Consider the following 6000-nt stretch of genomic DNA (forward strand, 5'->3'; position numbering starts at 1 on the left):
CCCACAGATGCTAGCCGACCATTGTAGGAGCGAGCCTGCTCGCGATGGTCGTCAACGATAACGCGGGAAACCTGACACCCCGCGGCGGTCTCAGGTTTTTCGCGAGCAGGCTCGCTCCTACAGTGATCACGTAAACACTGAAGATCGTACAACCGAGGGTTGTCAGGCGCCGGTAGCGAGGTTCAAACTGCGGCCTTTGTCGCAAGCCGTGACTTGCGTCTTTCACTCTATAAATAAGCAGGCTCGAACGTCTGTCGTCGAGCAATTGCGTGTTGACCCATCATTCAGGGACCCGGACATGGAACTGGTTGTAAAAAGCGTTAACCCAGAAACGTTGAAAACCGCCACCCTGGTCGTCGCCGTCGGCGAAGGCCGCAAGCTCGGCGCCGTTGCCAAACAACTCGACGAACTGAGCGGCGGCGCCATCAGCGCTGTGCTCAAGCGTGGTGACCTGGCCGGCAAGGTTGGCCAGAGCCTGTTGCTGCACAGCCTGCCGAACCTGAAAGCCGAGCGCGTGCTGCTGGTCGGCGTGGGCAAGGACGAAGAACTGGGTGACCGCCCGTTCCGTAAAATCATCGCCGGCATCCTCAACACCCTTAAAGGTCTGGGCGGTAGCGATGCCGTGCTGGCGCTGGACGAAGTGATCGTCAAGGGTCGCGACAGCTATGGCAAAACCCGTCTGCTGGCCGAAACGCTGATGGACGGCGAATACACTTTTGATCAGTTCAAGAGCCAGAAAGCCGAGCCTCGCGCCCTGAAGAAAGTCACCCTGGTAACCATCAAGGCGGCCCAGGCTGAAGTCGAGCGCGCCGTGGCCCATGCCACCGCGATCGCCAACGGCATGGCGTTCACCCGCAACCTGGGCAACCTGCCGCCGAACATCTGCCACCCGACGTTCCTCGGCGAGCAAGCGAAAAACCTCGGTAAAGAATTCAAAAGCCTGAAAGTCGAAGTCCTTGATGAGAAGAAAATCAAGGAACTGGGCATGGGCTCGTTCTACGCCGTCGGCCAGGGCAGCGCCCAGCCGCCGCGCCTGATCGTCATGCAATACAACGGCGGCAAGAAATCCGAGAAGCCGTACGCCCTGGTCGGCAAAGGCATCACCTTCGACACCGGCGGCATCAGCCTGAAGCCGGGCGCCGGCATGGATGAAATGAAGTACGACATGGGCGGCGCCGCCAGCGTCTTCGGCACCCTGCGCGCCGTGCTCGAACTGAAACTGCCGATCAATCTGGTGTGCATCCTCGCCTGCGCCGAGAACATGCCGAGCGGCAACGCTTCGCGTCCGGGCGACATCGTCACCACCATGAGCGGCCAGACCGTGGAAATCCTCAACACCGACGCCGAAGGCCGTCTGGTGCTGTGCGATGCCCTGACCTACTCCGAGCGCTTCAAGCCACAAGCCGTGATCGACATCGCAACCCTGACCGGCGCTTGCGTCGTTGCATTGGGTGCGCACACCTCCGGCCTGCTGGGCAACAACGACGAACTGATCGGCCAACTGCTGAGCGCCGGCCAATCGGCTGACGACCGCGCCTGGCAACTGCCGTTGTTCGACGAGTATCAAGAGCAGCTGGACAGCCCGTTCGCTGACATCGCCAACATTGGCGGGCCGAAAGCCGGCACCATCACCGCTGCCTGCTTCCTGTCGCGCTTCACCAAGAACCTGAACTGGGCGCACCTGGACATCGCCGGCACTGCCTGGACCAGCGGCGGCAAGGACAAGGGCGCCACTGGCCGTCCGGTTCCATTGCTGACCCAGTACCTGCTGGACCGCGCCAAAGCCTGAACATCGCCCCACTGACCACTGTAGGAGCGAGCTTGCTCGCGAAAAACTCAAGATCGACGCGATTAACCTGGTTTCCCGCGTCATCGTTGACGACCTTCGCGAGCAAGCTCGCTCCTACAGATTCCGCGGAAGTTGATTCCAGGAACCTGCAATGACCAAAGTCGACTTCTATATCCTGCCCAGCGCCGATCCTTCGGCACGGCTGGATTTCGCTTGCAAGCTCACCGATAAAGCCTGGCGCATGGGCCATCGCATCTACCTGCATTGCAGCGATGCCGCTCAGCGTGACGATCTCGATGCACGCCTGTGGGCCTTCAAGGGCGAAAGCTTCGTGCCCCACGGCCCCGCCGAAAGCGAGCCGGACGGTTTGATTGTGCTGGGTCTTGGCGATGACTGCGGTCAACATCAGGATTTGCTGGTCAACCTCGACCTGAAAGTCCCGGCCTTTGCCAACAAATTCGCCCGGGTGGCGGAAGTGGTGGTGGAGGATCCGGCGATACGCACGGCTGCGCGGGAGAGTTTCCGTTTCTACCGCGAACAGGGCTATCCTCTGCAAGATCACCGTTTACAGCGACTCTGAGCATTCCGATGGACACTCCAAAACCGCTGCAAAAGTCCGCGCACCTGCTGGACGACCTTGAGTCGATCCGCCAATTGCTCGGCGATGACAACCTGCAACCACCGCTGCTGACCGACACGGTCGACGATGGAGAGCAGGAACAGATTCCGATGTTGTTCGACACGGTCAGCGCCAGTCAGCCCACCGTCGCACCGACGCCAGTCGCCGCTGCCGCGCAACCGGCACCCGCGGCCAAAGGTCCCGACGACCTGCTGCACCTGGACAGCGAACTGCGCGCCGCCGCGCAACTGATCATGCAAGACGTGATCGACGACTTCGCCCCGCACATCGAAACCGAAATCAAACGCCGCCTCAGCGCGCGCCTTGAGCGGTTGCTAAGCCAGTACAACGACTGAACCCAACACAACCCCCCTGTAGGAGCGAGCTTGCTCGCGATGGTCGTTAACGAAAACGCGTGCTTCCTGAATACATGCGGCGTTCTCTAGACCATCGCGAGCAAGCTCGCTCCTACAGGGGGTTTGTGCGTTTTTTGATACTGCGCCCTGTCCGCCCCCGCTCGCCCTGCGCCCCATGCCCCGCTATACTCGTCGGCTTTTCCTGAATTAATGCCAATAGGGTCCCGCCGCGCATGGATAAGACCTACCAGCCGCACGCCATTGAAACTTCCTGGTACAACACCTGGGAGTCTGAGAATTACTTCGCCCCGCAAGGCGCGGGCGAGTCCTACACCATCATGATCCCGCCGCCGAACGTCACCGGCAGCCTGCACATGGGTCACGGCTTCAACAACGCGATCATGGACGCCCTGATCCGTTTCCGCCGCATGCAGGGTCGCAACACCCTGTGGCAGCCGGGCACCGACCACGCCGGTATCGCCACGCAAATGCTGGTGGAACGCCAACTCGAAGCCCAGGGCCAGAATCGCCACGACCTGGGCCGTGAAAAATTCCTCGAGAAAGTCTGGGAATGGAAGGATCAGTCCGGCGGCAACATCAGCCGTCAGATCCGCCGTCTCGGCTCGTCCGTGGACTGGGGCCGCGAGCGCTTCACCATGGACGACGGTCTCTCGGAAGCGGTGAAAGAAGCGTTCGTGCGCCTGCACGAAGACGGCCTGATCTATCGCGGCAAGCGCTTGGTCAACTGGGACACCAAGTTGCACACGGCGATTTCCGACCTCGAAGTGGAAAACCACGACGAGAAAGGTTTCCTGTGGAACCTGAAATACCCGCTGGCCGACGGCGCCAAGACCGCTGAAGGCAATGATTACCTGATCGTCGCGACCACTCGCCCGGAAACCATGCTCGGCGACGCCGCCGTCGCGGTTAACCCGAACGATGAACGCTACAAAGCCCTGATCGGCAAATTTGTCGAGCTGCCGCTGGTCGGCCGCCGCATCCCGATCATCGCCGACGATTACTGCGACCCTGAATTCGGCACCGGTTGCGTGAAAATCACCCCGGCCCACGATTTCAACGACTACGAAGTCGGCAAGCGCCACAACCTGCCGCTGCTGAACATCTTCGACAAGAACGCTGCCGTACTGCCGGCCTGCCAGGTGTTCAACCTCGACGGCACGCTGAACGAAAGCATCGACGGCAAGATCCCGGCTGAATACGTCGGCCTCGACCGCTTCGAAGCGCGCAAACAAATCGTTGCTGCGTTCGACGCCGCCGACCTGTTGGTCAGCGTCAACGATCACGCACTGAAAGTGCCGAAAGGCGACCGCTCCGGCACCATCATTGAGCCGTGGCTGACCGACCAGTGGTACGTGTCCACCAAGCCATTGGCTGAACCGGCGATTGCCGCTGTTGAAGACGGCCGTATCCAGTTCGTGCCTAAACAGTACGAAAACATGTATTTCTCGTGGATGCGCGACATCCAGGATTGGTGCATCAGCCGTCAACTGTGGTGGGGCCACCGGATTCCGGCCTGGTACGACGAGTCGGGCAAAGTCTACGTCGGTCGCGACGAAGCCGAAGTGCGTGCCAAGCACAACCTCGGTCCGGACGTTGCGCTGCAACAGGACAACGACGTTCTCGACACCTGGTTCAGTTCGGGCCTGTGGACATTCTCGACGCTCGGCTGGCCTGAGCAGACCGAATTCCTGAAGAAATTCCACTCCACCGACGTGTTGGTGACTGGCTTCGACATCATTTTCTTCTGGGTTGCCCGGATGATCATGCTCACCATGCACCTGGTGAAAAACGAAGACGGCACGCCGCAGGTTCCGTTCAAGACCGTTTATGTTCACGGTCTGGTGCGTGATGGTCAGGGCCAGAAGATGTCCAAGTCCAAGGGCAACGTCCTGGACCCGCTGGACATCATCGACGGTATCGAGCTGGAAGACCTGGTGCAGAAACGCACCTCCGGCATGATGCAGCCGAAACTGGCGAAGAAGATCGAGAAGCAGACCCGCGACGAGTTCGCCGACGGCATCGCCAGCTACGGCACCGACGCCCTGCGCTTCACCTTCTGCTCGCTGGCGTCCACCGGTCGCGACATCAAGTTCGACATGGGCCGCGTCGAAGGCTATCGCAACTTCTGCAACAAGATCTGGAACGCCGCGCGCTACGTGCTGGACAAGGGCGAAGACTGCGGCCAGAACGGCGAAGCCTACGAACTGTCGCTGGCGGATCGCTGGATCATCTCGCAGCTGCAACGCACCGAAGCCGAAGTGACCCGTCAACTCGACCAGTTCCGCTTCGACCTCGCGGCACAAGCCTTGTACGAGTTCATCTGGAACCAGTATTGCGACTGGTACCTGGAACTGTCCAAGCCTGTGCTGTGGGACGAAAACGCACCGGTCGAGCGCCAGCGCGGCACCCGCCGCACGCTGGTGCGCGTACTGGAAGTCGCGTTGCGCCTGGCGCACCCGTTCATGCCGTTCATCACCGAAGAAATCTGGCAGCGCATCGCGCCGCTGGCCGGTATCGAAGGCAAGACGATCATGCTGCAACCTTGGCCAGTGGCCAATGAAGAGCGCATCGATCCGGCGGCCGAGAACGACATCGAATGGCTCAAGGAACTGATGCTCGGCACGCGCAACATCCGTGGCGAGATGAACATCGGCCCGGGCAAGCCGCTGAACATTTTCCTGAAAAACGTCAGCGCCGAAGATCAGCGTCGTCTCACCGAGAACGAAGCCCTGTTGAAGAAACTGGCGCGTCTCGAATCGATCACCGTGTTGGCTGCCGGCGAAGAAGCACCGCTGTCCGCCACCGCGCTGGTGGGTGAGATGGAAGTGCTGGTGCCGATGGCTGGCCTGATCGACAAGGACGCCGAACTGGCACGTCTGGACAAGGAAATCCTGCGTCTGCAGGGCGAAGTCCAGCGCGTGGGCGGCAAGCTGTCCAACGCCGGTTTCGTCGACAAGGCTCCGGCCGAAGTCATCGAGAAGGAACGCGCCAAACTGGCTGAAGCCGAACAGGCTTTGGGCAAACTGGCCGAGCAGCATGCGCGGATTGCCAGCCTGTAACGGCAAATCGCAATGAAAAAGGGAGGCCCAAGTGGCCTCCCTTTTTTTGTCAGCCACATTCTCCCAAACACCACAAATCCCCCTGTAGGAGCGAGCCTGCTCGCGATGGTGTGTCAGTCGACATAACTGTGGCTGACACACCATCGCGAGCAGGCT

General features: G+C 60.6%; 4 protein-coding genes. All 4 read left to right on the forward strand.

Features of this window, described 5'->3' with window-relative positions; translation table 11 throughout:
• The first annotated feature begins 298 nt into the window (after positions 1 to 298).
• The 4 genes from KGB24_RS13195 to KGB24_RS13210 all read left to right on the forward strand — a co-directional run bounded on the left by KGB24_RS13195 (position 299) and on the right by KGB24_RS13210 (position 5844).
• Positions 299 to 1789 carry a leucyl aminopeptidase gene (locus KGB24_RS13195; RefSeq protein ID WP_223413932.1) on the forward strand — a complete coding sequence of 497 codons (1491 nt, stop codon included), beginning with the start codon at positions 299 to 301 and terminating at the stop codon, positions 1787 to 1789.
• A gap of 151 nt (positions 1790 to 1940) precedes the next feature.
• Complete coding sequence (locus KGB24_RS13200; protein WP_008026678.1) at positions 1941 to 2369, forward strand: DNA polymerase III subunit chi; 429 nt, start codon at positions 1941 to 1943, stop codon at positions 2367 to 2369.
• Between the two features lie 8 nt (positions 2370 to 2377).
• Entirely contained in the window at positions 2378 to 2764 is a 387-nt protein-coding gene (locus tag KGB24_RS13205) for a hypothetical protein (protein WP_008026675.1), read from the forward strand.
• Between the two features lie 233 nt (positions 2765 to 2997).
• A complete protein-coding gene (locus tag KGB24_RS13210; protein ID WP_008042478.1) occupies positions 2998 to 5844 on the forward strand; it encodes a valine--tRNA ligase in 2847 nt (948 codons plus the stop codon).
• Positions 5845 to 6000: the final 156 nt, after the last annotated feature.

Origin of the sequence: Pseudomonas sp. BF-RE-25 (genome assembly GCF_019956105.1) — a bacterium.
GTDB lineage: Bacteria > Pseudomonadota > Gammaproteobacteria > Pseudomonadales > Pseudomonadaceae > Aquipseudomonas > Aquipseudomonas migulae.